Genomic DNA, 24,293 nt, shown 5'->3' with positions numbered 1-24,293 from the left:
CGGTGGTTGAGCCTGCCAGCACAGGCTCAACCACCGACGCCCGTCACTCCCCGGGGTAGACGACCCCCAGGTCGGCGCGGACGCCGTCCATGAGCTCCATGATCTCCAGGGTGTCGCTCCACGGGTGGCGGGCGGACTGGACGTCCCCGGCGGTGATCCGCCGGGCCACCTCGGCCGCCTCGTAGGCCTTGCCCTCGCCGCGCGGTGACTCGAAGGTCGTCACGGTGCCGTCGGCGGCGTGGATGGTGATGTCGGCCGGCGTGAAGAAGTCGCGCGGGATCTCGATGCGCCCGGTGCTGCCCACGATGGTCGCGGCGTGGGGTCCCGCGGACCGCGACGACGTGTGCAGGAGCGCGTGCCGCCCGCCCGGCCAGGTGGCGAGGATCGCGACGGCGTCGTCGACGCCGGTGGGGGCGAGGGTGCCGCGCACGACGACCTCGTCGGGGCGCCCGAGCAGGTCGTGGGCGAACGCGAGCGGGTAGACGCCCAGGTCCAGCAGCGCGCCGCCGGCGAGGTTCGGGTCGAGGATCCGGTGCGTGGGGTCGTACGGGAAGGCGACGTCGAAGTCGGCCTGGATCGAGACGACCTCGCCGATGTCGCCGCGCGCGATCGCGGCGCGCAGGGCGGCGACATGCGGCAGGAAGCGCGTCCACATGGCCTCCATGCAGAACACCCCGGCCTCGCGCGCGGCGTCGATCAGCTCGCGCGCCTCGGCGGCGTTGCGCGTGATCGGCTTCTCCACGAGCACGTGCTTGCCCGCGCGGATCGCGGTGAGCGCGTGCGCGAGGTGGTGCGAGTGCGGCGTCGCGACGTAGACGACGTCGACGTCGGGGTCGGCGACGAGCTCCTCGTAGGAGCCGTGGGCCCGCGCGCCGGGCGCGTGCTGGTCAGCGAAGTCCTGCGCCTTGGCGACGTCGCGGGAGCCGACGGCGGTGATGGTCGAGCGCGTGCGCGCGAGCACGCCGTCCGCGAACGACGAGGCGATGCCGCCGGCGCCGAGGATGCCCCAGCGCACCGCGGGCGCGTCCAGGAGGTCGGGCACGGTGCCGTCGAGGTCGGCGGCGGTCAGACGCGGGGCGAAGGCGGAGGGCTCGGGCATGCGCAGAACGTACCGCGTCGCGGTGAGACGGGATGAGCCAGGACTTGTTGTCACGCTGACCCGAAGTGATAGGCTGTGTTCTGGTCTGAATGACTTTAACTCACGCCGAAGCCTCGGCGAACAGTCGGAGGGGACATGAACGGGATCGGCCTCGCCGTGTCCACCGTCATCTTCGCGCTCCGGCCGCACCCCGAGACCGGGCGCCCCGTGCTCTCGATCCCGCTCGTCAGGCGCACGCGCGCGCCGTTCGAAGGGCTGTGGTGTCTGCCCGGCGGCTGGGTCGACCCCGCCGAGAGCCTCGCGACGTCGGCCGGCCGCACGCTCGTCGAGACCACCGGGGTGCGCCCCTCCTACCTGGAGCAGCTCTACACGTTCGGCGCCCCCGACCGCTCGCCCGGCGACCGCGTGGTCAGCGTCGTCTACTGGGCCCTCGTGCGGCCAGACCAGATCGGTGAGCGCCCTCCGTCAAGCAAGGGTCCTGCCTTCGACGCCGAGAACGTCGCCTGGTTCGTCGCCGACTCCCTGGGGTCGCCGCGCGGGAGCGACGGGCTGCACCTCGCGTTCGACCACGACGCCGTCGTCGCCTACGCCCTGTGGCGGCTGCGCACCAAGGTCGAGTACTCGGCCATCGCCCAGGGGTTCCTGGGCTCCACCTTCACGTTGAGCGAGCTCCGCCAGGTCCACGAGGCCGTGCTGGACCGCGAGCTCGACCCCGCAAACTTCCGCCGCCAGGTGGAGGGCTCCGGCACCATCGTCGCTACCGGGGAGCACGTCTTGGGCGGGCGGCACCGGCCGCCCCGGCTGTACCGCTACGACACGTCGGCGCCCCTCGTGGACAACGGTCCCCTGGGCGAACTCACTCCCGGAGAGATGTCATGACCTCGGTGAACCTCCAGATCGTCGCCACCCCTGGGGCGACGTGCGACCCCGACCTCGCCGCGGGGCCGTGGGACTTCGACACCGTGCCCGGCTACGGCCCGGGTGCGTCGCTCGACGACGTCGCGCCCCCGTCGGCCCCCGGCAGGGCACGCTCCCGGCCGAGTACCGCGAGGCGAGCGACGCCGAGCTGCACGCCCGCATCGTGGCCGCGCGCGAGACGCTCGGCTCCCGCGTCGTCGTGCTGGGGCACTTCTACCAGCGCGACGAGATCGTGCAGCACGCCGACTTCCTGGGCGACTCGTTCCAGCTCGCCAACGCGGCCCAGACCGCCCCCGACGCCGAGACCATCGTGTTCTGCGGCGTGCACTTCATGGCCGAGACGGCGGACATCCTCGCGAAGCCCGACCAGGCCGTCGTCCTGCCCAACCTCGCCGCAGGCTGCTCGATGGCGGACATGGCCGACATCGACTCCGTCGAGGCCGCCTGGGCCGAGCTGTCGGCGCTCTACGGCGAGGAGCCGGACGAGGACGGCCGCGTGCCCGTCATCCCCGTGACCTACATGAACTCCGCCGCCGACCTCAAGGCGTTCTGCGGCCGCCACGGCGGCATCGTCTGCACGTCGTCGAACGCCGAGACGGTGCTGGAGTGGGCGTTCGAGCGCGGGCAGCGCGTGCTGTTCTTCCCCGACCAGCACCTGGGCCGCAACACGGCCAAGAAGATGGGCGTGCCGCTGGAGCAGATGCCGCTGTGGAACCCGCGCAAGCCGCTCGGCGGGTCCTCCGAGCAGGAGCTGCTGGACGCCCGCGTCATCCTCTGGCACGGGTTCTGCTCCGTCCACAAGCGGTTCACCGTCTCGCAGATCGAGGCCGCGCGGGCCGAGCACCCGGGCGTCCGCGTCATCGTGCACCCCGAGTGCCCCGCCCCGTCGTCGACGCCGCGGACGAGGCCGGGTCCACCGACTACATCCGCAAGGCCGTGGCCGCCGCGACCGAGCCGACGACGTTCGCCATCGGCACCGAGATCAACATGGTCAACAGGCTCGCCGCCGAGTACCCGCAGCACACGATCTTCTGCCTCGACCCCGTCGTGTGCCCGTGCTCGACCATGTACCGCATCCACCCCGGCTACCTCGCCTGGGTGCTGGAGGAGCTCGTCTCCGGTCGCGTGGTCAACCAGGTCACGGTGCCCGACGACGTCGCCGCCGACGCCAAGGTGGCCCTGGAGCGCATGCTCGCCGCGAAGCCGAAGGCCGCCTGATGCGCGTCGCCCTCACCCCACCCGCCTCCTCGCTTCGCTCTGGGGGCGGGCGGGGACCCCGAGTGATCGTCGTCGGCTCCGGTGCCGCCGGGCTGCTTGCCGCCTACCGGGCGGCCTCGCGCGGGCACGACGTCGTCCTCGTGACCAAGGCGGACCTGCCCGAGTCGAACACGCGCTACGCGCAGGGCGGCGTCGCGGCGGTGACGTCCCCCGACGACTCGATCGAGTCCCACGTCGCCGACACCCTCGTCGCCGGGGCCGGGCTGTGCGACGTCGAGGCCGTGCGCCTGCTGTGCACCGAGGGCCCCGACCGCGTGCGCGACCTGCTCGCGCTCGGCCTCGAGCTCGACCGCGTCGACGGTCCGGGCTCGCCGTTGGCCCGGGGGCGCGAGGCCGCGCACTCCGCGCACCGCGTCCTGCACTCGCACGGCGACTCGACCGGCCTGTCCCTCGAGATCGCGCTCATCGACGCGGTGCGGTCGGTGCCCCTCGAGGTGCACGAGCACACGTTCCTGCGCGACCTGGTGGTCGCGGAGACGGAGCTGCCCGGCAGTTCGTCGACTGTCCGTGCGCTCGGGGCACGGACAGTCGACGAACTGCCGGGCAGTCGCGTGGAGGCCCCGGCGGGCGCCGTGTCGTCGGCGTCGACGTCGTCCACGCCGACGGGACGTCGTCGACGCTGCGGGCCGACGCCGTCGTGCTCGCCACGGGCGGCGCCGGGCAGCTCTTCACGCACACCACGAACCCCGACGTGACCACGGGCGACGGCGTGGCCGCCGCCCTGCGCGCCGGTGCGGTCGTCGCGGACCTGGAGTTCTACCAGTTCCACCCGACGGCGCTGGCCGTGCCGGGCACGCCCCTGATCTCCGAGGCCGTGCGCGGCGAGGGCGCCGTGCTGCGTGACGCCGCCGGGCGGCGCTTCATGCTCGACGTGCACCCCGACGCGGAGCTCGCGCCGCGCGACGTCGTCGCCCGCGGGATCGCCGCCGCGATGGCGGCGCAGGGCGGGGAGCCGGTCGTGCTGGACGCGACCGCGCTCGGTGCCGAGCGCATGACCCGCCGTTTCCCAGGCATCACGACGACGCTGGCGCGGCACGGGTTCTCCTGGGACGCGCCGGTCCCCGTCACCCCGGCCGCGCACTACTGGATGGGCGGCATCCGCACCGACCTGTCCGGGCGGACGTCGCTGCCGGGGCTGTTCGCGGTCGGCGAGGCCGCGTGCACCGGCGTGCACGGGGCCAACCGGCTCGCGTCCAACTCGCTGCTGGAGGCGCTGGTCTTCGGGTGGCGCGCGGGCGCGGCGATCGAGGACGCGCAGTGGCCCGCGGCCGCCCCGGCCCGCACGCTGCCCGACCACGACGTGCGCCGCGGGCCGGAGCCCGCGCTGCGCGGCACGTTCCGGCCCCACCGGCACACCCCTCAGGTGGACCGCGACGCGCTGCAGGCGCTCATGTGGGAGCGAGCGGGCCTCGTGCGAGACGCCGCCGGGCTACGCGACGCGCTCGCGGGACTCGCGGCGCTCCCGGCGCCCGCCGAGCCCGCGGCGCCCGCGGCGCCCGCGGCGCCCGAGCAGATCGTCGGTCTGGGTTCTGATCGTCGGTCTGAACCGACGAGCAGAGCACAGACCGACGATTCGATGACGGTGGCCGCCGGCGTGCGGGCGCTCGAGGATCGGAACCTTGTCGAGCTCGGGCGCGCCGTCGTCGCCGCTGCGCTCGCGCGGACCGAGTCGCGCGGCGGGCACGCCCGTTCCGACTTCCCGCAGACCGACCCCGCCCTGGCCGTCTCGACCGGCTGGCGTCTGCCCGAGCACGCGCTCGTCCCTGTCCTCCCGGCCGCGGAGAAGGTGTCCGCATGAGCCGGGCCGCCGCTCTCTCCGGCGCCGCTCACCCTCGCCCCGTCGCGCGCACCACCCGCCCGACCACCCACTCGACCGGCCGCCCGACCACCCGCTCGACGGGCCGGCCGACCACGCGCCCGACCACCCGCTCGACCACCGGAGGCCACGCATGACCCCGCTCAGCGCCGTCGACGACATCCTCACGCGCGCCCTCGCCGAGGACGCGCCCTGGGGCGACCTCACCAGCGAGGTGTTCCTCCCCGCCGGAGCCCGCGCACGGGCCGCGCTCGTGGCGCGCGAGCCGGGCGTGCTCAGCGGCCTGACGGTGTTCGCGCGGACGTTCACGCTGCTCGACGCCGACGCGTCGGTCGAGCTCAAGGCCGCCGACGGCGACCGCTTCGAGACCGGCGACGTCCTCGCCGTCGTCTCCGGGGACGCGCGGGCCGTGCTGCGCGCCGAGCGCATCGGCCTCAACCTGGTCCAGCGCCTGTCCGGCATCGCGACGGCGACGGCCCGCTACGTCGCGGCCGCGGCCGGGACGGGCGCCCGCGTCGTCGACACCCGCAAGACGACGCCCGGCCTGCGCGTGCTGGAGCGGGCCGCGGTGCGCGACGGCGGCGGGCACAACCACCGCTTCTCGCTGTCGGACGCCGTGCTGGCGAAGGACAACCATCTGGCCGTGCTGGCCGCGGCGGGGGTGAGCGTCGGGGACGCCATCCGGGCGGCCCGGGCGAGGCTGCCGCACACCGCGACCATCGAGGTCGAGGTGGACCGGCTCGACCAGGTCGAGGAGGTCGTCGCCGCCGGGGTCACCACGATCATGCTCGACAACTTCTCGAACGACGACCTGCGTGCGGGCATCGAGATCGTCGCGGGCCGAGCGGTCGTCGAGGCCTCGGGCGGCATCACGCTCGACACCGTCCGCGGCGTCGCCGAGACCGGCGTCGACGTCATCTCGGTCGGTGCGCTGACCCACGGGGTCCGGTCGCTCGACCTGGGCCTCGACATGGACGTCACCGGGGCGCCGAGCGGGCGGTAGCCCGCTCGGCGCCCCGGGGGATGGGGGGACACCATGATCTACGCCGACACCGCCGCGACCACCCCCGTGCGCCGCGAGGTGCTCGAGGCGATGTGGCCGTACCTGACCGGGGAGTTCGGCAACCCGTCCTCGACGCACGAGCTCGGGCACCGGGCATCGTCGGCGCTCGCCGACGCGCGTGCCGCCGTCGCACGGGCGTTCGGCGCCCGGCCCGGCGAGGTCACCTTCACGAGCGGCGGCACCGAGGCGGACAACCTCGCGGTCAAGGGCCTCGCGCTCGCCGCGACCGACCCTGCGCGTGGCGCCCGCGCTCGCGCCCGCCACCTGGTCACGACGGCGATCGAGCACGAGGCCGTCCTGGAGTCCGCCGACTTCCTGCGCCGCCGGCACGGGTTCGAGGTGACCTTCGTCGACCTCGCACCCGACGGCACCGTCACCCCGGACGCCCTGCGCGCCGCGCTCCGCACAGAACCCGGGGCGGGCACCGCCCTCGTGACGATCCACCACGCCAACAACGAGGTCGGCACGGTCCAGGACGTCCGGGCGCTCGCCGCGGTGGCCCACGAGACGGGCGCGCTGTTCCACACCGACGCCGTCCAGGCCGCGGGCTGGCTGGACGTGTCGTTGCGAGACGCCGACGCCGTCTCGGTCTCGGGCCACAAGCTCGGCGCCCCCAAGGGCGTCGGCGCGCTGCTGCTCCGGGCCGGCGTCCCGATCGAGCCGCTGATCCACGGCGGCGGCCAGGAGCGCGGCCGCCGCTCGGGCACCGAGAACGTCGCGTTCGCCGTCGGGCTCGCTGCCGCCGTCGGCGCGCTGCCTGCGCTGCGCGCCCGGGCCGACGACGTCGCGACCTCCCGCGACGCGCTCGTCGCGGGCGTGCTCGGCCGCATCCCGACGGCGATCCTCACCGGCGCCGACCCGCGGCGGGGGGCCCACCCCACGCACGCGGACCTGCGCCCTGCGGCAGCCCCCGACGTCGCGGACCCCCGGCCCACGACCCACGGTGACCCTCGTCCGCAGCCGCACATGGCCGACGCCGACGCGGCTCCGCGCCGGGCCACCGCCGATGCGTCGACGTCCAGCCGCCTTCCTGGCCACGCGAGCTTCTGCTTCCCCGGCACGAGCGGCGAGGCCGTGCTCCTGGAGCTCGAGCGGTCCGGGGTGATCACCTCGTCGGGCTCCGCCTGCGCTGCGGGCCGCGACGAGCCGTCGCACGTGCTCCTCGCCCTGGGGGTCCCTCCGGAGGTCGCGCAGACGTCGGTCCGCTTCACGTTCGACGCCCCGTTCGACGCCGACCCGCTGGTCGAGGCGGTCGTCGCCGCGACGACGGCGCTGGGCCGCCTGGGCGCGTGACCGCTGGGCCGCCTGGAGCCGCCTGGGCGCCTGACCGCTATGCCGACGGCGGGAGGTACGCCGGCCGGACGTCGGTGTGCACGAAGTCGTCGCCGACGAACAGGAGCGGTTGGTCCGCGACCGCTGCCAGGGCGTACGCGTAGCAGTCGCCGAGGTTGAGGCGAGCCGGGTGGCCGCTGGCCCGGCCGTAGTCGCGGTAGGCCTGCCGCGCCACCTCGGCATGCCGCGCCGTGAAGTCGGCCACCTCGACCTCCGCCGACCGCAGGAGGTTCTGCGCGGCGCGGGCCTCGTCCACCCCGCCGCGGTGCTCGAGCACGGCCTGCAGCTCGACGAGCGTGGGGCGGCGATCATCACCTCCCGCGCGGTCGCGAGGATCTCTGCGAGGGCGTCCGCCGCGGGCTCCCGGGCCACGATCGCGACGACCGCTGAGGTGTGGACGATCACCGGAGCAGGCCGTTCTCGTCGTACAGCGCCTCGTCTGCCTCCTGGCGGACATGGAGCGGTACGTGCACGGTGGCCGCGATCTGCGCTCGGACCAGGTCGATCCGGGCGCGCCTGGCCGCGACCCGGTCCGCCTCCGTCTGGTCCGCGTCCTTCGCGGTCAGCTCCCGCAGGTACCGCACCACCGCCTCCTCGACCGCGCTCGTCTGGGACAGCCCCGTCCGCTCGGCGAGCTCACGGACGAGCGCGTGCGTGCGCTCGTTCTTGATGTTCAGGCTCACGAGACCAGTTTCTACCCTAGGTAGACTACGTGTCTACCCTCGGTGTGCCTCTCCAGAACGGCGAGGTGGCTCGCTGTCGCGTCCGCGTCGCACCGACGGACCCAGGTACGGCGTCGCTGCGGAACACTGAGTGCCCCTGATCGTCGTGATCAGGGACACTCAGCGTTCCGCGGTCCTGGTGTCAGCAGCTGACGAGCGGCACGGAGCCCGGTCCGCAGAGCGGCGGCTGCGCGGCAGGTGCCGAGTCGCGCGGACCCTGCTCCACAAGGGTGTAGGTGAGGGGACGGGAGCCGTCCTGCTCGGTCGCCCTCCACTCGAGGAGCATGCCGGTGGTCGGGTCGAGCGTCATCGTGGTGACGTACCAGTCGGGGAACTTCACCTCGACCGCGGTCCCCTGCCGGCCAAGCGCGTCCGTCCGACCGCCCAGCAGGGTCACCTCGTCGATCCCGGCAAGGACCGTCCACAGCGCTCGCCGGAGCTCGGGCCGGGCGGGGCTGCCGAAGAGCAGCCACTGAACTGAGTCGAAGAGGTCGTAGTTGCGCCCGTGCCCGGAGCTGGGCGTCGCCGCCAGGAGCGCAGCACGAAGCTGCACGGGGTCGGTCGGTAGCGCGTCGAGCTCGTCCCAGGTGAAACCGCTGAACGTCCTGGCGGCCGGGGTTCCCGTGTCGTCGATGGTGTAGTTCTCGAACCTGACGTCGGCGGGGTCGATGGTCGTGCGCCCGTCCTCGACGGCCTTGAACGCCGCCCCCTGCTCGTCGCGCATGACGCCTCGCTCACGCGAGCTCCAGTCCTCCCGCTGATAGGTGATCGGCACGAACTCTCCGCTTCCGGGCTTCCTCTCGAAGTGGTCGGTGATCTGCCAGTGCACGTACCAGTACTCTCCGGTCGCCTGCGGCTGCAGCGCCGCGGCGTCGGCGGCCTGGAGCAGCACGACATCGGCCGACGCGCTGGTGGGGCGAAGATCGCGACACCGACGACGGCGACCGCCGTGGCCGCGGCCGCGGCGAGCCGCGTCGTGAGCGTCCCAGGCAGCCGCCGGGAGCGCGCGGCGGCGCCGCGCGGCGCCGCCTCGATCCGGGCGAGCAGCGCCTCGGAGCGGATCGCCTCGGCGTGGGTGAGGCCGACGGCGGGGACCGGGTCGGCGGCGGCGACGCGCCGCAGGACCGGGTCGGTGAGCGGGGTGTTCATGACTGTCCTCCGTGGCTGAAGGCGGGTGCGGATGTGGCGACGGCCCGCGGGTCGGGGTCCGGGTCGAGCACGACGCCGTCGAGGAGCTTTGCGAGACGCCGCCGGGCGCGGCTGAGACGGACCGAGAAGGCCGCCCGGGTGCAGCCGAGCACGGTGGCCGCCTCGGCCCCGGTGAGCCCGTCCCAGGCGACGAGCGCGATGGCCTCGCGGTCGGCGTCGGGCAGCCGACCCCAGGCGAGGCGCAGGTCGAGCGCGGCCAGCCCGTCGACGGGGTCGCCGTCGGGAACCCAGGGCGCGGCCCGCAGCTCCAGGCGGCCCCGGCGGCCCGAGGCCCGCACGTGGTTGGCCGCGACGTTGCGTGCGACGCCGAACAGCCAGGGGCGCACGTCGTGCGGGACGGTGTCCCAGCGGTCCCACGCGATCGCGAAGACCTCGGCGACGAGGTCCTCGGCGTCCGACGGCTGGACCCGCCGGCGGACGAAGGCGAGCACACCGGGGTAGTGCGCGCGGAAGGCGTCCCCGAAGTCGGGGCGAGGCGGCTGACCCGGTGTCATGGCTGGCTCGTTGCTCTCATGCCCACACATGGTCGGCGGGGCGCGAAGTGCAACAGGCAGGCTCGCGGAGGCCGGTGTCAGCGTGGCGCTGCGGTGACACCGTGGGGACGCGCAGCAGGGCCCCCGGCGTCAGCGGCGCGGCGTGCGCGCCTCCACCAGCACGGCGACTCCCCCGGCCGCTGCGAGCCACAGCACCCAGTACCAGGCGGGGATGCGCGCCACGTCGTCGAACACGACCCAGCCGACCAGGTACGCGGTGCCGAGCGCCACCGCGCCGAGCGCCCACCAGCCGATCCGCAGCGCCCGCTCGCGCGGCGTCGGGACCGCCTCCCCGCGCACGACGTCGGGGTCGACCTGTCGCATCGAAGGCATCGGCTCGCTCACGAGCCGACCATCCCAGCCGCGCGTCCGCGCCGCAAGAGCCCGTCGCCCGGCCTCATGGGCCCCGCCTGCGTGGCGTGAGCCACGTCGTCGTGCCGGGGCGCCACTCGCAGCGCGGCCCGCACGGCTCTGGGCGAGCATGGTGGGCATGGATCCGGCCCGCGGGAGACACTCCCAGCCCGACGCTCCCGCCGAGCAGCCCCCCGCGCAGGCCTCGGCCCGGGACCTCGTCAAGACGTACGGGTCCGGCGAGACCGAGGTGCGTGCCCTCGACGGCGTCTCCGTCGACTTCGCGCAGGGCCGGCTCACCGCGATCATGGGGCCGTCCGGGTCGGGGAAGTCCACGCTCATGCACTGCATGGCCGGGCTCGACACGCCGACGTCGGGCACCGTGGTGGTCGACGGCGTCGAGATCTCGTCGATGAGCCAGCGCGCGCTCACGCGGCTGCGCCGGACCCGGGTCGGGTTCGTGTTCCAGGCCTACAACCTGGTGCCCACGCTCACGGCCGAGGAGAACATCACGCTCCCGCTCGACATCGCGCGCGCCCCGGTGGACCGCGAGTGGTTCGACGCCGTGGTCGACGCCGTCGGGATGCGCGCGCGGCTGCACCACCGGCCGAACGCGCTGTCGGGCGGCGAGCAGCAGCGCGTCGCGTGCGCCCGGGCGCTCGTGAGCCGCCCGTCCGTCGTGTTCGCCGACGAGCCCACCGGGAACCTCGACTCGAAGAGCTCGCGCGAGGTGCTGACGTTCCTGCGGCAGTCGGTGGACGAGCTCGGGCAGACCGTCGTCATGGTCACGCACGACCCGCGCGCCGCCGCGTACGCGCACCGCGTGCTGCTGCTCGGCGACGGGCGCATCACGGCCGACCTCGCGAACCCGGGCCGCGAGGAGATCCTCGCCGCCGTCGGCGCGGAGGACGACGACGAGCCGCGGCCCGCGACCGGCCGGTACGCCGCGGTGCCCGCGCCGGCCACCGGGCCCCTCGCCGTCGTCGGCGACCCGCTCGGGGTGGTGCGGGGACCGTCGCGGGCGCGTCGCGCGCGCGACGCCGGGGAGCCCCCGGCATGATCCGCGTCGCCCTGCGCGGCGTCCGCGAGCACCTCGTCCGGTTCGGCCTGTCGGTGCTGGCCGTCGCCCTCGGGGTGGCGTTCGTCGTCGGGACGTTCGCGTTCCGCGGCATGCTGTCCTCGACGTTCCAGGAGATCATCGCCACGTCCGTGAGCGCCGACGTGTACGTGCGCGGCGCGCAGGCCGTCGCGTCGGACCCCACGGCGGCGGGCGGGTCCTCGACGTCGTCGACGGGCTTCGGGCAGCAGCGCAACCCCGTCCCGGCGTCGCTCGCGGACGCCGTGAGCGCCGTCGACGGCGTCGACCGGGCGCTGCCGGACTACTCGGGTCCCGTCGTGCTCGTGGGCGCGGACGGCACTGCCGTCGTGACCCAGGGCCCACCCTCGCTCGCCTTCGGCATCGACCCGGAGTTCCCCACGGCCCACCTCACCGCGGGCACGTGGCCCGGCCCGGGCGAGCTGGTGCTCGAGACGGGCGCGGTGCGGGCCTCGGGCCTCGCCGTCGGCGACACGGCCACGGTCGTGCTCGGCGACGCCCCGCGGCAGCTCACGGTCTCGGGCACGTTCGCGATCGACGCCGCCGCCGCGGGCGCGGTGCTCGTGGGCGTCGACGCCGACACGGCCCGCCAGACCTTCGCGCCCGACGGCCAGGTGCCGCAGATCGCCGTGTACGCGGAGCCCGGGCAGTCCCCGCGGGACCTGGCCGAGCGCGTCGCGGAGGTGCTGCCCGCCGACGCGCACGCCGAGTCGGTCACGGGCGACGTCGTGCGCGCCGAGGCCGAGGAGTCGGTCCAGCAGCTCCTCGGCTTCCTCCAGACGTTCCTCCTGATCTTCGCCGCGATCGCGCTCGTGGTGGGCACGTTCATCATCACCAACGCGTTCGCCATGGCCGTGCGGGAGCGGCAGCGCGAGAACGCCCTGCTACGGGCCGTGGGCGCCTCGCCCGCGCAGGTGTTCGGCCTGGTGCTCGCGCAGGCGCTCGCCGTGGGGCTCGTCGGGTCGGCGGCCGGCGTCGGGCTCGGGCTGCTGCTCGTGCGCGGCATCCGCCTGGTGCTGGACCGCCTGGGCATGCCGTTCGCGGGCAGCGTGCCGCTCTCCGGAGCGCAGCTCGCCGCGGCCATCGCGCTGGGCACCGTCCTGTGCCTGGTCGCGGCGGCGGTCCCGGCGCGCCGCGCCGCGCTGGTCCCGCCCGTCCAGGCGATGCGCGACGACGTCGCCCCCGAGCGCGGGGTGCGCCTGCGGGCCCTGGCCGGCGTGGTCGTCGCACTGGTCGGCGGCGGGCTGCTGTACCTGGCGTCCCGCCTCGGGTCCCGGCTGGGCGACCGCCTCACGGGTTGGCGCTGGGTCGACGACCTCAGCCCGCGCTGGGTGCTCGGGTTCGGCGCGGGGCTGCTGCTGCTCGGCGTGCTGGTCGGCTCCCCCGCCGTCGCGCGCTGGGTGCTGCGGGCGCTCGGCGCCCCCGCCGCATGGCTCCTCAAGCCCCTGGGCGGGCTCGCCCGCGGCAACGTGACCCGCAACCCGCGCCGCACCGCCGCGACGGCCGGCGCGCTGACCATCGGCATGGCCCTCGTGGCGTGCACGGGCGTCATCGCCGCCTCGACCGAGGCGTCCGTGCGCACCGTGGTGCACACCGAGCTCAGCGCCCCGCTGCTGGTCGACTCGGCCACGTTCCGCGTCCCCGCCGACGCCGTCGCCGCCGTCCAGGCGGTGCCCGGCATCGGCGCGACGGAGGTGGTGCGCCTGGCCAGCACGGCGGCGACGTCGTCCGACGACGATGCGACGCACGCCATCCCCGTCGCCGGCGTCTCCACCTCGTTCTTCGTCGACGCGGTCAACGCCGAGAAGCTCCAGGGCGACCCGACGACGGCGCTCGTCGGCGGCAAGGCGGCCGTCGTGCGCCGCACCGCGCGCGACCTAGGCGTGCAGGTGGGCGACGAGCTGACGCTCGGGCTGGGCGACCAGACGCGCACCGTGCAGGTGGGCGCGGTGTTCGAGAGCCAGGTCGTCGGCACCGGCGTGCTGCTGCGCAACGACCTGTTCGACTCCGTCGTGCCGCCGTCGCAGGAGAGCGTGCGGGCGATCTACGCCAACCCCGCCGACGGCACCGACGTCGAGACCCTGCGTGCCGACCTGCGCGAGGCCGTCAGGCCGTTCCTGGTGCTGACGGTGCGCGACCGCGACGAGACGGCGTCGGCCGTCGCCGACCAGGTCGACCAGGCCATCGCGATCCTCTACGCGCTGCTCGCGCTGTCGATCGTCATCGCGCTGCTGGGGATCGTGAACACGCTCGCGCTCTCGGTCATCGAGCGGACGCGCGAGATCGGGCTCCTGCGGGCCGTGGGGCTCGGGCGGTTCCAGCTCGCCGTGGTGATCGCGCTCGAGTCGGTGCTCATCGCCGTCTACGGCACGGTGCTGGGTGTCGCCACGGGCATCGCCGTGGCCGCCGCCCTGCCCGGAGTGCTGGCCGACGAGGGCCTGTCGCGCCTCGCGATCCCCTGGGGGCAGGTGCTGCTGGTGCTCGGCATCGCCGTCGTCATCGGGCTCGTCGCGTCGATCGGGCCTGCCGTGCGGGCGGCCCGGCTGCCGGTGCTCGACGCCGTGACGGTCGACTGAGGGTCGCCCGCTACTTCGCCGCCGTCCGCTTGCGGGGGGTCGCGGCCTTGCGCGTCGTCGTGGTCCGCTTCTTGGCGGGGCCCGCGGCGCGCTTCTCGGCCAGCAGCTCGATCGCGCGCTCGGGCGTGATCGACTCGGGCGTGAGGTCGCGCGGCAGGGTCCGGTTGGTCTCGCCGTCGGTCACGTAGGCGCCGAACCTGCCGTCCTTGACCACGATGGGCTTGCCCGACGTCGGGTCGTCGCCCAGCTCGCGCAGCGGCGGCTGCGCGGCACCGCGGGCGCCGCGGCGCTTGGGCTCGGCGTAGATCTTCAGCGCCTCGTCGAGCGTCACCGTGAAGAGCATCGACTCGGACGCGATGGTGCGCGAGTCCGTGCCCTTCTTGAGGTAGGGGCCGTAGCGGCCGTTCTGCGCGGTGATCTCGGCGCCGTCGGCCGGGTCGACGCCGACGACGCGCGGCAGCGACAGCAGCCTCAGCGCGTCGTCGAGCGTGATGGTCGCGAGGTCCATGTCCTTGAAGAGGGAGCCCGTGCGCGGCTTGGGGAGGGCGGCGAGCGCCTTCTTCTTCGCGGCGGCGCTCAGGCCCTCCGCGAGCTCCGGCTCGGGCAGCACCTCGGTGACGTACGGGCCGTAGCGGCCTGCCTTGGCCACGATCTCGTTGCCGGAGACCGGGTCGGTGCCGAGCGAGCGGCCGTCGTCGCCGCCCGCGGCCAGCAGCTCGCGGGCCCTCTCCACGGTCAGCTCGTCGGGCGCGAGGTCGTCGGGCACCGACGCGCGCGGCGGGTTCGTGCCCTCGGGGACCTCGGCGGCCAGGTCCTCCACGTACGGGCCGTAGCGGCCGACGCGCACGCGCAGGCCCTCGCCGATCTCGATGGAGTTGATGACGACGGGGTCGATCTCGCCGAGGTTCTCGACGAGGTCCTTCAGGCCGCCACCGGCCGGCGCGTCGGCCCCGTCGGCCCCCGCGGGCGAGCCGCCGCCGAAGTAGAACTCCTCCAGCCAGGCGACGCGCTCGCGCTCCCCGGCGGCGATCTCGTCGAGGTCCTGCTCCATCTCGGCCGTGAACCGGTAGTCCACAAGCGAGCCGAAGTGGTCCTCGAGCAGCTTCGTCACGGCGAACGCGAGCCAGGTGGGGACGAGCGCCTGCCCGGACGAGCGCACGTAGCCGCGGTCCTGGATGGTCGAGATGGTCGACGCGTACGTCGACGGGCGCCCGATGCCCAGCTCCTCGAGAGCCTTGACCAGCGAGGCCTCGGTGAAGCGCGACGGCGGCGTCGTCGCGTGCCCGTCGGCGGCCAGGTCGCGCGCGTCGAGCGCGTCGCCCTCGGCCATGCGCGGCAGGCGCGCGTCCTTGCCGGACGACGCCGCACCGGCGTCGTCGGACTCCGTGTCGGTGCTCTCCTCGTAGGCGGCGAGGAACCCGCGGAACGTGATGACGGTGCCGGACGCCGAGAACACGGCGTCCTTCCCGGCGTGCGCGCCCGCGGCCGCGGAGAGCGGCGCGGCGAGCCGCACGGACGCCGTCGAGCCCTTGGCGTCCGCCATCTGCGAGGCGACCGTGCGCTTCCAGATGAGCTCGTAGAGGCGGAACTGGTCGCCGGACAGCTCGCGGGCCACCTGGGCGGGGGTGCGGAACGAGTCGCCCGCGGGACGGATGGCCTCGTGCGCCTCCTGCGCGCCCTGGTTCTTGGCCTGGTACAGGCGGGGCGCGCCCGGCACGAACTCGGGCCCGTACAGCTCCGCGGCCTGCCGGCGGGCGGCGTCGATCGCCTCGGCGCTCAGCGACGGCGAGTCCGTACGCATGTAGGTGATGTAGCCGTTCTCGTACAGCGACTGCGCGACGCTCATCGTGATGCGGGCGTTCATGCGCAGCTTGCGCGACGCCTCCTGCTGGAGCGTCGACGTCGTGAAGGGCGCGGCGGGCTTGCGCGTGTACGGCTTCGTCTCGAGCGACCGCACCGCGAAGGCCGCGTCCGCGAGCCCGGCGACGACGGCGTGCGCCGTCGCCTCGTCCAGGTGCACGACGCCGGTGCGGACCTTGAGGCGCCCGCGGTCGTCGAAGTCGCGGCCCGACGCGACGCGCTCGGCGCCCACACCCGACAGGCGGGCCGTGAACGACACCCCGGCGTCGTCGCCGGACTCGGGCGCGAACGCGCCGGTGACGTCCCAGTACGACGCGACGACGAACGCCATGCGCTCGCGCTCCCGCTCGACGATGAGGCGCGTGGCGACGGACTGCACGCGGCCGGCCGACAGGCCCTGGCGGACCTTGCGCCACAGCACGGGCGACACCTCGTAGCCGTAGAGGCGGTCGAGGATGCGGCGCGTCTCCTGCGCGTCGACGAGGTTCGTGTCCAGGTCGCGCGTCGAGGTCAGGGCCCGCTGGATCGCCTCGCGCGTGATCTCGTGGAACACCATGCGGCGCACGGGCACCTTGGGCTTGAGCTCCTGGATGAGGTGCCACGCGATGGCTTCGCCCTCGCGGTCCTCGTCGGTGGCGAGGTAGAGCTCGTCGGCGTCCTTGAGGAGCTTCTTGAGGTCGCGGACCTTGGCCTTCTTGTCCGCGTAGACGACGTAGTACGGCTCGAAGCCGTTGCCGACGTCGACGCTGAACTTGCCGAACGGGCCCTTCTTCATCTCGGCCGGCATGTCGGACGGCTGCGCCAGGTCACGGATGTGGCCGACGCTGGCCTCCACCTCGTACCCGGCACCGAGGTAGCCGGCGATCTTGCGAGCCTTGGTGGGCGACTCGACGATCACAAGCTTGGTTGGCATCCGTCCCTGCTCTCCACAGTCGATGTGCGGTGCTGTGCGCTGCCGCTCGTCGGGGCACCTTACCCGCGGCGGCGGGTACCTGCCTCAGTGGCGCGGTCGCGACGTCGCCTGCCGTACGAGCAGCAGGGCCGCGAAGACGAGCGCCGTCGCCGCGACGACGCCGGCGACGCCGCCCGCGTACGCGGTGACGTCCCCCTCGAAGGGTACGTTCCGCACGCCCGTGCCCAGGTCGACGAGCGCGACGCCGGCGACGGACGCGGCGGCCAGCCCGCCGAGGGCCAGGAGCCCGGCGGTCGCGTACGAGCCCGGCGTCGCCTGGGTGTCCCCGGGCCGCACGGGCTCGTCGAGCGTCGAGCGCGATCCCAGCGCGCAGACGGCCGCACCCCACACGGCCACGACCAGCACGGCCGCGACGACGTCGGAGGGGCGGTGCCACTGGCCGATGAGCGTCGAGACGCCCGTGGCGGCCGTCCACGCGGCGCCGAGCACGGCGACGACGGGGCGCCACGCGCGCGGCACGGCGACCAGGAGCGCGACCGCGACGGACGCGGCCACCGTCGTGTGGCCCGACGGGAGGGAGTTGTGGCCGGTCCAGCCCGGCAGCAGGTGGGGCCGGTCGTAGACGGCGTACTTGAGCAGCTGGGTCGTCGCGTTGGACCCCGCGACCAGCACGGCGACCTGGGCCGCGAGCACCCAGCGGCGCCGCACCAGGCAGATCGTCATCGCGGTCAGGATGCCCAGCACCACGAACGAGACGGAGACGACGTCGAGCAGCGGCTCGGCGAGCGACCACAGGCGGTGCTGGCCGTGCTGGGCGCCGAGGCGCGCGAGGTCGTCGACCCGCTGACCCGTCTCCCCGGCGACGAAGACGCGCCACGTGAGGTGGACGCCCGCGGCGGCGACCAGCGCGAAGAGCGCCGCGACCACGCGCGGCGCGGTGCGGGGCGCACCTGCCGTCGCGGGCGCGGAGACCTGCGGCGCGGTCCGGGGGCGTCGATCATGGCGTCCACGGTAGCGGTGCGATGTGAGGGGTCCGTGACCGTGAGGGTCGGGGCGCGCGGCGAGAGGGCGCGCGGGGACCGGGTGCGACGGCGAGCGCGCCGGGTCGCCGTCAGGCCGGGCGCAGGAACCCGTCGCGCACCAGGCCGCGCACGGCGGGCAGCAGTTCCGCCCGCACCGCCGCGGCGTCGACGTCGAAGAGCGCCGCGATCGCCCCGGCGATCTGCCCGACCGCGAGCTCGCCGTCGCACGCACCGACCAGCGCGGCGAGCGCCGTCGAGGCGTGCACGCCGCGACCGAGCCCGTCGCCCTGCCGGATGACGACGACGTTGGGGTCGGGCATGCCGGGCGTGAGGTACCGCTCCTCGGTGACGTCGGGCGCGACCTCGAGGTGGGCGTCGAGCAGGTCGGCGTCGGAGCGGGCGGCGAGCCAGGCGTGCGCCGCGAGCGAGGCGGCGAGGTGCGCGCCGAGCGGCTGGCGGACGGAGCCCGTGTGCTCCTCGGTGCGGCGCAGCGTCGCGGCGCCCTCGGGACGCCGCAGCGTGACGATGCCGAAGCCGATCGCCTCGACGTCGCGCGAGGCGAAGTCGTCCAGCCACGCCCCGTAGGCGGCCGCCCAGCCGGCCGGGTCGCGGTCCGGGGTGGTGCCGCCGTCGCGGATCCACGTCTCGGCGTACTCGGCCGGGTCGAGCAGCTCGCGCTGGATGACCCAGCCGTCGAGGCCGCTCGCGTCGAGCCAGGCCCCCACGCGGTCCTGCCACGGCTCGCCGCGGCGGTGCTCCCAGTTGCCCAGGAGCTGCGCGGTGCCACCGGGGGCGAGGACCGCGCCGACGTGCGTGACGAGGTCGCGCACCAGGTCGTCGCCCGCGCGGCCGCCGTCGCGGTACTCGAAGTCGCCGAGCGCGTCGTGCACCGCACGGCCCGCGGCGCCGGAGTGCGGCGTGATGACGAAGGGCGGGTTGCTCACGACGAGGTCGAACCGCTCCCCCGCGACCGGCTCCAGCATCGACCCGAGCCGCAGGTCGAAGGCGCCGGAGTCGCCGAGGTTGAGGCCCGCGTTGAGGCGCGCGAACGCGAGCGCCCGCGCGGAGATGTCCGTCCCGACGACGCTGCCCGCGTGCCGGTGCGCGTGCAGCGCCTGGATGCCGCAGCCCGTCCCGAGGTCCAGCACCCGGCCCACCGGGTCACGCATGGTCACCTGGGCGAGCGTCAGCGACGCCCCGCCCGCGCCGAGCACGTGGTCGGTGGCGATGGCGCCGCCGCGGGCGAGCTCGCCGAGGTCGGACGCGAGCCACCACGACACGTCGCCGGAGGCGTCCGTCGCGGTGTAGGGCGCGAGGTCGACGGCGGCGCGCACGGCGTCGTCGTCGCCCGCGCCGGCCGCGACGGCGAGCCCGGCCCGCAGCAGCCCGTCGGTCCCGGTGGCCGGGAGGGCGGCGTCGAGCGCGGCGCGCGGCACCTGCCCGCCGAGCAGGAAGAGGCGCGCGAGCGTGGCACGCGGGTCCCAGCCGGCCGGGGCGCTGCCGCCGACGGCGGCCTCGACGGCCCGCCGGGCGGGTACCGCCTGCTCGCGGTACAGGGCCTGCGTGGCGAGGTCCCCGAAGAGGTCGGCGACGCCGTCGACGGTGAAGGAGGCGGCGGCGAGGTCGCCGCGCAGCGCGGCGAGCGCGGCGTCGGACGCGGCCGGGGCGGGGGTGCTCATCCGGCCTGGCAGTCGGCCGAGACGAACACGGTGATCCGGCTCTGGGCCGTCGTCGCGCGCTGGAGGTCCTCGGCGGAGACCGCGCCGGCGAGCGCCGTCTGGACGGCGGCGGCGTCGGTCACGTCGACGTCCGCGAACGCCGCGTTGACGCGCGAGAGGTAGTCGGCCATGGCCGCCCAGTCGTCGGCGACGGCGTCGGGCGCCGTCACGCTCGCCATCGACTCGGCCGCGACGCGGAAGCTGTCGACGAACGCGCGGGGGTGGTCGGGGCTGAGGTTCACGAGCGCCTGGTTGGTCGCGCTCCACGCGGCCTGGAGCGCGGAGCACTCGCCGGTCACCTCGGACCCGGCGGGCGGCTCGGCCGGCTCGGACTCCTCGGGGGACGGCGAAGCCGGCGCCTCGACGCTGCCGCCGTCCGACTCGGGGACCACGGCGTCGGGCGCGACGACGACGGACGTCGCCTCGGGCGCGGGGGCCACCGACGGCTCGGAGTCGGCCGCGCCGAACGGCCCGCTGCAGCCGGCGAGCAGCGCGGCGGTCAGTGCCGTCGCGGCCGCGAGGCGCGCGCGGGCGCGGCGGCGGGGCGGGGTCGGCTGGACGGACGGCACGTCTCCATCGTGACTCACGGGAGGCCGGAGGCGGTAATCGTGAGCGCCGCGACGTCGCGTCGCGGCACGGGCGCCTCAGCCCGTGCACCCGCTCTTGAGGTACGCGGTCACGCGGGCGGACGCGGCCGTCACGGCCGGCGTGTCCAGGCCCGCGAGCGCCGTGCCGACGGCCGCGGTGACCGCTGCGCCGTCGGCCGGGTCGACGGGCTCGACCGCCGCGGCCACCGTGCCCAGGTAGGTCGCGACGAGGTCCCAGTCCGCGGCCGCTCCGGACGGTGCGACGACGCCGTCGAGCGCGTCGCGCGCGCCCAGGAAGCCGGTGCGCAGGGAGGCAGGGTCGTCCGCCGTCATGCCCACCTGGCTCGCGGCCGCGTTGGTCCAGGCGGCCTGGATGGCCGCGCACTGCTGCGGCGTGGGCGGGGGCACGTCGGACGTGGCCCCGGCCTCCCGCACCAGGCCGCTGACCGCGTTCGCGCCGACACCCGCGGCCAGGCCGACGACGACGGCCGCGACCAGGGCGAGACGGCGGTCCAGCAGGCGCGGGACGGCGAGGCGACGCCGGGGGGCGCGCTTCGGCGCGGAGGGGGCCGGTTCCGGACCGGGTGCGTCGGCGGCAGGGGCGCCGGGCACCGGGCCGAAGGGCGAGGCCGACACGGGACGGAACGGGGAGGCGGGCCGCTGCTGCGGCGCGTCGGGCAGCGAGGCGGCGGGGCGTTCCGGAGGCGCTTCCACCGTCGTCGGGAAGGGCGAGTCGGACGCCGCCCCGAACGGCGCGACGGCGTCCGCACGTCCGAGAGCCGGCGCACCTGCCATGGCGGCTGGGGAGACGGCTGCGGGCTCGCTCGGCGAGCCCGCTCGCACCGGTCCCAGGAAGTCGCGGAACGAGAACGGCCCGCCCGGCGCGGGCGCGGGTCGGGCTGCATCCACGCTGGTCGCGGCGTCGTCCGCGGGGTCCGACACGGGGGTCCACTGCGACGCCTGAGGCCGTCGCACGCTGCGACGCGTACGCCCCCCGGACGCGGGCGACGTCGCAGTTCCACTCATGGCCGGGAAGGGTAGCGCGGCCACCGGCTGCGGATGAAGTCCCCTACTCGTGGCCGCCTGCTTGACCGGAGGGGCTCGAGGCGCGATTCTCCGCGCGTGACGTCCGTGACGACTGGCCTGTGGGTCGACCCTGAGCACGACCCTCGCACCACCGGCGCCGAGCCCGTGGGCGAGAAGGAGACGGTGTGGGAGTACCTGTGCCGCTACCGGATGACCTTGGTGATGAAGTGCGAGGGTCTCGACTCCGCGCAGCTCGCCCGCCGCTCGGTGCCGCCGTCGTCGCTGTCGCTGCTGGGGATCGTGCGGCACCTCGCCGACGTCGAGCACCACTGGTTCCAGCGGGTGCTGAACGGGCAGCAGACGCCGGGGCCGTTCGAGCTGCCGGGCGTGCCGGACCACGACTTCGACGCCGCGCTGCCCACGGACGCGTGCGTGACCGAGGCCTGGGGTGAGTGGCACCAGGCGGTCGACGCGTCCGACGACGTGTTCTGGTCGCTCGACATGGACCGGGAGGTCCCCTACCAGGACGGCACCGTCGAGGTGCGCGACATCCTCATCCACATGGTCGAGGAGTACGCCCGTCACATGGGCCACGTGGACCTGCTGCGCGAGTGCATCGACGGCCGCACCGGCCTCTGAGGCCGCACCCGCGCGACCCCAGACCACCCGTTCAGACCAGACCCGTTCAGACGACGAAGCCCGGGGCTCACCACGCCCCGGGCTTCGTCGCGTGCAGGGTCAGCCGCGCAGGGCTGCCGCGGCCTCGGCCTCCGCCTCGGCGGCCGCGACGGACTCCTGGTCGGCGCGGGCCGCGCGCAGGCGGCTCGCGATGACCGCGCCGAACGCGATGGCCGCGGCCACGCAGGCCAGGCCGATGCGCAGCCAGTGGTTGGCGTCGTCGGGGACGGACATGGCGACGACGGCGGGTGCGATGAGCACCGCGACCAGGTTCATGACCTTGATGAGCGGGTTGATCGCGGGGCCCGCGGTGTCCTTGAACGGGTCGCCGACGGTGTCGCCGATGACGGTCGCGGCGTGCGCCTCGGAACCCTTGCCGCCGTGCGCGCCGTCCTCGACGATCTTCTTCGCGTTGTCCCAGGCGCCGCCCGAGTTGGCCAGGAAGATCGCCATGAGGACGCCCGCGCCGATGGCGCCGGCGAGGAACCCGGCGAGCGGCCCGACGCCGAGGCCGAAACCGACGGCGATGGGCGCGAAGGCCGCGAGCAGGCCGGGGGTGGCGAGCTCGCGCAGCGAGTCCCGGGTGCAGATGTCGACGACCTTGCCGTACTCGGGCCGCTCCTCGTACGTCATGATCCCGGGGTGCTCGCGGAACTGGCGGCGCACCTCGTAGACGATCGCGCCCGCGGCGCGCGTCACGGCGTCGACCGCGAGACCGCTGAACAGGAACACCGTCGCCGCGCCCAGGATGACGCCGACGAGCGTGACGGGCGAGATGATCTCGAAGCTCAGCATGGCGTTGACCAGGCCGCTGCCGCGGTGGCCGACCTCGCCCAGCGCGCGCTCCACGGCGTCGGCGTACGAGCCGAAGAGCGCGGTCGCGGCGAGCACCGCCGTCGCGATGGCGATGCCCTTGGTGATGGCCTTCGTGGTGTTGCCGACGGCGTCGAGGTCGGTGAGGGCCTTGGCGCCCTCCTCGTCGACGTCGCCGGACATCTCGGCGATGCCCTGCGCGTTGTCGGACACGGGCCCGAAGGTGTCCATGGCGACGATGACGCCCACGGTCGTCAGCAGGCCGCAGCCCGCCAGCGCGATGAGGAACAGCGCGAGCCACACCGAGCCGCCCGCGAGCAGGAACGCCGCGCAGATCGCCGCCGCGATGATGCCCGCGGTGTACACGGCCGACTCGAAGCCCACGCCGATGCCCGAGAGCACCACGGTGGCCGCACCGGTCCGGGACGTGGCCGCCACGTGCAGCGTCGGCTTCGACGTCGTGCCCGTGAAGTAGCCCGTGATCCACAGGATCACGCCCGCGAGCACGACGCCGATGACGACGGCGAGGGCCGCGTCGAGGCGCGGGTCTGCGGAGATCGCGTTCATCTCGCCCAGCTCGGCGGTGCCGTTGAGCTGGTCGAACGACCCCGGCAGGTAGACGTAGGCCGCGATCGCCGAGAGCACCGCGCCGGCGGCGGCCGAGAGGTAGAAGCCGCGGTTGATCGCCTTGAGGCCGTTCTCGTTGCCGCGCACGCGCGTGACGAGCACGCCCAGCAGGGCGACGAACGCGCCGATCGCGGTGACCATGAGCGGGAACACCATGCCCCGCTCGCCCATCGCGGCCTTGCCAAGGATGAGCGCGGCGACGAGGGTCACGGCGTAGGACTCGAAGAGGTCCGCGGCCATGCCGGCGCAGTCGCCGACGTTGTCGCCCACGTTGTCGGCGATGGTGGCGGCGTTGCGCGGGTCGTCCTCGGGGATGCCCTTCTCGACCTTGCCCACGAGGTCGGCGCCGACGTCGGCCGCCTTGGTGAAGATGCCGCCGCCGACACGCATGAACATGGCGAGCAGCGCGGCGCCGAAGCCGAAGCCCTCCAGCACGACGGGCGCGTTCTCGCGGTACACGAGCACCACCAGCGCGGCGCCCAGCAGGCCCAGGCCCACCACGGACATGCCGACGACGCCGCCCGTGCGGAACGCGATGCGCGCGCCCTCGTTGCGCCCGCCGCGCTGCGCGGCCGCCGCCGCGACGCGCACGTTGGCCCGCACCGCCAGCCACATGCCCAGGTAGCCGATCGCGGCGGAGAAGGCCGCGCCGACGAGGAAGGCGATCGAGCGCCCGAGCCGCACGCCGCCGTCGCCCGGCAGCAGGAACAGCAGCGCGAACACGACCACCGCGAACAGGGCCAGGGTGCGGAACTGACGGTTGAGGTAGGCGGCCGCGCCCTCCTGCACCGCCTTGGCGATCTCCCGCATCGAGGGCGTGCCCTCGTCGGCGGCGAGAACCTGCCGCCGCAGCACAAAGGCGCAGGCCAGCGCGGCCAGCGCGATCACGGCGATCACCGCGACGATCGCGATGCTCCCGGTTCCGAGCTCAAGCATCCGTCCTCCTTGACGACGCCCCGTGGCTGAGGCGGGAAAGGCCCCGCCGGCGCCGTTGACGGCGGGATGCGGGGAGTGTACCCACAATGTGACGGTCGTCACGAGGGCCCCCTGACCGTC

General features: G+C 74.9%; 20 protein-coding genes and 1 pseudogene. 9 read left to right on the top strand and 12 right to left on the bottom strand.

What is annotated here, in order from left to right; genetic code table 11:
- Positions 1-43: 43 nt before the first annotated feature.
- Complete coding sequence (locus ET471_RS07205; RefSeq protein ID WP_129187268.1) at positions 44-1,099, bottom strand: Gfo/Idh/MocA family protein; 1,056 nt, start codon at positions 1,097-1,099, stop codon at positions 44-46.
- A 135-nt stretch (positions 1,100-1,234) separates the two neighbouring features.
- On the opposite strand from ET471_RS07205, the gene ET471_RS07200 reads away from it, so the two are divergent.
- From ET471_RS07200 to ET471_RS07180, 6 genes and pseudogenes are all read left to right on the top strand, one after another.
- Positions 1,235-1,978 carry an NUDIX hydrolase gene (locus tag ET471_RS07200; RefSeq protein ID WP_129187266.1) on the top strand — a complete coding sequence of 248 codons (744 nt, stop codon included), beginning with the start codon at positions 1,235-1,237 and terminating at the stop codon, positions 1,976-1,978.
- Positions 1,975-3,235 (top strand): annotated as a pseudogene (gene nadA, locus ET471_RS07195) (quinolinate synthase NadA). The gene ET471_RS07200 and the pseudogene nadA overlap by 4 nt, the downstream one beginning before the upstream one ends.
- Positions 3,236-3,297: 62 nt before the next feature.
- On the top strand, positions 3,298-3,990 hold the full coding sequence (locus tag ET471_RS18505; RefSeq protein ID WP_242496516.1) for an FAD-dependent oxidoreductase: 693 nt from the start codon (positions 3,298-3,300) through the stop codon (positions 3,988-3,990).
- Positions 3,933-5,093, top strand: a complete 1,161-nt coding sequence (locus ET471_RS18500) for an L-aspartate oxidase (protein ID WP_425356573.1) — start codon at positions 3,933-3,935, stop codon at positions 5,091-5,093. Before ET471_RS18505 ends, ET471_RS18500 begins: the two co-directional genes overlap by 58 nt.
- Before the next feature lie 151 nt (positions 5,094-5,244).
- A complete protein-coding gene (gene nadC, locus ET471_RS07185) occupies positions 5,245-6,114 on the top strand; it encodes a carboxylating nicotinate-nucleotide diphosphorylase (protein ID WP_129187264.1) in 870 nt (289 codons plus the stop codon).
- 33 nt (positions 6,115-6,147) lie between these two features.
- Positions 6,148-7,467: a cysteine desulfurase family protein gene (locus tag ET471_RS07180; protein WP_242496463.1), complete on the top strand. Its 1,320-nt coding sequence runs from the start codon at positions 6,148-6,150 to the stop codon at positions 7,465-7,467.
- 37 nt (positions 7,468-7,504) lie between these two features.
- Here ET471_RS07180 and ET471_RS18495 read toward each other — a convergent pair whose 3' ends face one another.
- From ET471_RS18495 to ET471_RS07150, 5 genes are all read right to left on the bottom strand, one after another.
- Positions 7,505-7,783 carry a type II toxin-antitoxin system VapC family toxin gene (locus ET471_RS18495; protein ID WP_242496462.1) on the bottom strand — a complete coding sequence of 93 codons (279 nt, stop codon included), beginning with the start codon at positions 7,781-7,783 and terminating at the stop codon, positions 7,505-7,507.
- 124 nt (positions 7,784-7,907) lie between these two features.
- Complete coding sequence (locus tag ET471_RS07165; protein WP_129187262.1) at positions 7,908-8,189, bottom strand: type II toxin-antitoxin system VapB family antitoxin; 282 nt, start codon at positions 8,187-8,189, stop codon at positions 7,908-7,910.
- A gap of 181 nt (positions 8,190-8,370) precedes the next feature.
- On the bottom strand, positions 8,371-9,120 hold the full coding sequence (locus ET471_RS07160; protein WP_129187261.1) for a CU044_5270 family protein: 750 nt from the start codon (positions 9,118-9,120) through the stop codon (positions 8,371-8,373).
- A gap of 253 nt (positions 9,121-9,373) precedes the next feature.
- Entirely contained in the window at positions 9,374-9,931 is a 558-nt protein-coding gene (locus ET471_RS07155) for an RNA polymerase sigma factor (protein ID WP_165350436.1), read from the bottom strand.
- A 129-nt stretch (positions 9,932-10,060) separates the two neighbouring features.
- Positions 10,061-10,315 (bottom strand): hypothetical protein, encoded by a 255-nt coding sequence (locus tag ET471_RS07150; RefSeq protein WP_129187257.1) that lies wholly within the window; start codon positions 10,313-10,315, stop codon positions 10,061-10,063.
- A gap of 145 nt (positions 10,316-10,460) precedes the next feature.
- On the opposite strand from ET471_RS07150, the gene ET471_RS07145 reads away from it, so the two are divergent.
- The gene (locus ET471_RS07145) at positions 10,461-11,381 is read left to right on the top strand and encodes an ABC transporter ATP-binding protein (protein WP_129187255.1); all 921 of its coding nucleotides are present in this window, start codon (positions 10,461-10,463) and stop codon (positions 11,379-11,381) included.
- Positions 11,378-13,993, top strand: coding sequence for an ABC transporter permease (locus ET471_RS07140; protein ID WP_129187253.1), 2,616 nt, complete (start codon positions 11,378-11,380; stop codon positions 13,991-13,993). Before ET471_RS07145 ends, ET471_RS07140 begins: the two co-directional genes overlap by 4 nt.
- Before the next feature lie 10 nt (positions 13,994-14,003).
- Here the strand turns inward: ET471_RS07140 and topA are convergent, their stop codons facing one another.
- The 5 genes from topA to ET471_RS07115 form a co-directional block, all read right to left on the bottom strand.
- On the bottom strand, positions 14,004-16,766 hold the full coding sequence (gene topA, locus ET471_RS07135) for a type I DNA topoisomerase (protein WP_129187252.1): 2,763 nt from the start codon (positions 16,764-16,766) through the stop codon (positions 14,004-14,006).
- Between the two features lie 84 nt (positions 16,767-16,850).
- Positions 16,851-17,693 carry a phosphatase PAP2 family protein gene (locus ET471_RS07130; RefSeq protein ID WP_129187250.1) on the bottom strand — a complete coding sequence of 281 codons (843 nt, stop codon included), beginning with the start codon at positions 17,691-17,693 and terminating at the stop codon, positions 16,851-16,853.
- A gap of 184 nt (positions 17,694-17,877) precedes the next feature.
- A complete protein-coding gene (locus tag ET471_RS07125) occupies positions 17,878-19,467 on the bottom strand; it encodes a DUF7059 domain-containing protein (protein WP_129187248.1) in 1,590 nt (529 codons plus the stop codon).
- Entirely contained in the window at positions 19,464-20,075 is a 612-nt protein-coding gene (locus tag ET471_RS17965; RefSeq protein WP_165350435.1) for a hypothetical protein, read from the bottom strand. Before ET471_RS17965 ends, ET471_RS07125 begins: the two co-directional genes overlap by 4 nt.
- Before the next feature lie 75 nt (positions 20,076-20,150).
- A complete protein-coding gene (locus ET471_RS07115; protein ID WP_129187246.1) occupies positions 20,151-21,068 on the bottom strand; it encodes a hypothetical protein in 918 nt (305 codons plus the stop codon).
- A 147-nt stretch (positions 21,069-21,215) separates the two neighbouring features.
- Here ET471_RS07115 and ET471_RS07110 point away from each other — a divergent pair, with 147 nt between their 5' ends.
- A complete protein-coding gene (locus ET471_RS07110; protein WP_242496461.1) occupies positions 21,216-21,758 on the top strand; it encodes a DinB family protein in 543 nt (180 codons plus the stop codon).
- Between the two features lie 99 nt (positions 21,759-21,857).
- On the opposite strand, the gene ET471_RS07105 is transcribed toward ET471_RS07110, so the two are convergent.
- Positions 21,858-24,173, bottom strand: a complete 2,316-nt coding sequence (locus ET471_RS07105) for a sodium-translocating pyrophosphatase (RefSeq protein WP_129187242.1) — start codon at positions 24,171-24,173, stop codon at positions 21,858-21,860.
- Between the last annotated feature and the right edge of the window lie 120 nt (positions 24,174-24,293).

The sequence above is a fragment of the Xylanimonas protaetiae genome (genome assembly GCF_004135385.1).
Taxonomy (GTDB): Bacteria; Actinomycetota; Actinomycetes; order Actinomycetales; family Cellulomonadaceae; genus Xylanimonas; species Xylanimonas protaetiae.
The sequence above is the reverse complement of the archived record's forward strand: the minus strand, read 5'-3'. Positions and strand labels throughout refer to the sequence as shown.

Bases quoted from the DNA above. Each gene is read 5' to 3' on its own strand.
- ET471_RS07205 (WP_129187268.1), bottom strand. From the start codon at position 1,099: ATGCCCGAGCCCTCCGCCTTCGCCCCGCGTCTGACCGCCGCCGACCTC.
- ET471_RS07105 (WP_129187242.1), bottom strand. From the start codon at position 24,173: ATGCTTGAGCTCGGAACCGGGAGCATCGCGATCGTCGCGGTGATCGCC.
- nadC (WP_129187264.1), top strand. From the start codon at position 5,245: ATGACCCCGCTCAGCGCCGTCGACGACATCCTCACGCGCGCCCTCGCC.
- topA (WP_129187252.1), bottom strand. From the start codon at position 16,766: ATGCCAACCAAGCTTGTGATCGTCGAGTCGCCCACCAAGGCTCGCAAG.
- ET471_RS07140 (WP_129187253.1), top strand. From the start codon at position 11,378: ATGATCCGCGTCGCCCTGCGCGGCGTCCGCGAGCACCTCGTCCGGTTC.
- ET471_RS07125 (WP_129187248.1), bottom strand. From the start codon at position 19,467: ATGAGCACCCCCGCCCCGGCCGCGTCCGACGCCGCGCTCGCCGCGCTG.
- ET471_RS07155 (WP_165350436.1), bottom strand. From the start codon at position 9,931: ATGACACCGGGTCAGCCGCCTCGCCCCGACTTCGGGGACGCCTTCCGC.
- ET471_RS07145 (WP_129187255.1), top strand. From the start codon at position 10,461: ATGGATCCGGCCCGCGGGAGACACTCCCAGCCCGACGCTCCCGCCGAG.
- ET471_RS07180 (WP_242496463.1), top strand. From the start codon at position 6,148: ATGATCTACGCCGACACCGCCGCGACCACCCCCGTGCGCCGCGAGGTG.
- ET471_RS07200 (WP_129187266.1), top strand. From the start codon at position 1,235: ATGAACGGGATCGGCCTCGCCGTGTCCACCGTCATCTTCGCGCTCCGG.